Here is a 1,294-nt window from a genome sequence, read left to right on the forward strand (position 1 = left end):
AATCCGTTTACAGTGGGGATAAATATCAATATACTGTTTTGATTGTTAATACATTATGCCTATGACATAGTTATCCACAATGGTCAATTTATAAGCTATGGTATGAAAGGCAGGGGGAACATAAGGCGGAGCATAAGATTTAGCAAAGTGATAAGCTTCGGGAGAAGTGCCTCAAAATCTAAGACCTGAATATCAGTTGGAGAGAGAAGATGGGTGGCTGGGAATGGGTATTGTCCTGTCATTATCCTGGGAGATCAGCTTTAGCTTAGCTGGTAAACTTTTAGATGGAACGGAAAAGGGTACGGCAAAGACAATGGTTGAAAGTAGTAGGATGGGTTCTCCCACAGATTTTTCTGATCTCGCAGGCTTATGTTTTATTGGTTAAACCTTGATAAAGGTTATAGTATTTGCCAGGAGTTTGAGATGATTATAAATAAGTTGTAGATTTTTATCTGTATAAAAATATAGTTTGTAAAACCCTGGATAGATTTTTAAACTGAACGGAAGATCTCTCGCGGATCAGGCAGATTGAGCAGATTTTTTAATTCTACATTATTGGTTTAATTAAGCATAAATCTTAATCTGGTTTAAAATATAAATGGTATCAGATATCAGGTTTACATCTTATAAGTTTTGGCTAAAGCCTTTTCTAGGGGCATACATTGTAAGCGGGCTTTAGCCCGCTCCTATTGAATAAGAGTATTTTTATCGGGGAATCAGAAAATGGGAGTGGAAGCTGGTTAGATTGTTATCTCCAGATAATGCAAATCGCACAGAGGTTTAAAACTTATCTTCAGGCTGAAGCCATATGTTTTACTAATCGTAACATAATACCCGATGTATAGATTTTGATATATACTCCGATATTATATAGTTTCAGATAAACGGATCTCTGTAATGGATCCTGCAACAGTTAAGTTTAATAATAAAAGTAGTATTTTAATAATATATTTAACAATCATATGAGAGGTTAAATCACACATGATGAGTAATGCTTAACATCTCTATTATATTTTTTATTCTTGCTTACTGATATTGTGATCCATGAGGAACGTTGAGTGATGATGCATTAGCAGCGCCAAAAGCAGTGAAGTAAAGAGTTTATCTGTGGAGTAAAAACAAAAAAAGTCCTGCACATAAATGTACAGACTTGTATTTTTTATTCTGCTTATTGCAAATCATAAATGTTTTGAGCTATAAATTATGCATGCTCATTGATTAATGATCCCTTATAAATCATCAATGATTTTTTTGGTATGGAGGTATATATATGGGATATAAGTATAAGTATATG

General features: G+C 33.7%; 1 protein-coding gene. It reads left to right on the forward strand.

Annotation, left to right across the window (positions count from 1 at the left end; genetic code table 11):
- Positions 1 to 166 precede the first annotated feature (166 nt).
- Complete coding sequence (locus tag J2T03_RS20485) at positions 167 to 385, forward strand: hypothetical protein (protein WP_307221365.1); 219 nt, start codon at positions 167 to 169, stop codon at positions 383 to 385.
- Positions 386 to 1,294: the final 909 nt, after the last annotated feature.

This window comes from Chryseobacterium lathyri, assembly GCF_030812195.1.
Lineage (GTDB): Bacteria > Bacteroidota > Bacteroidia > Flavobacteriales > Weeksellaceae > Chryseobacterium > Chryseobacterium lathyri_A.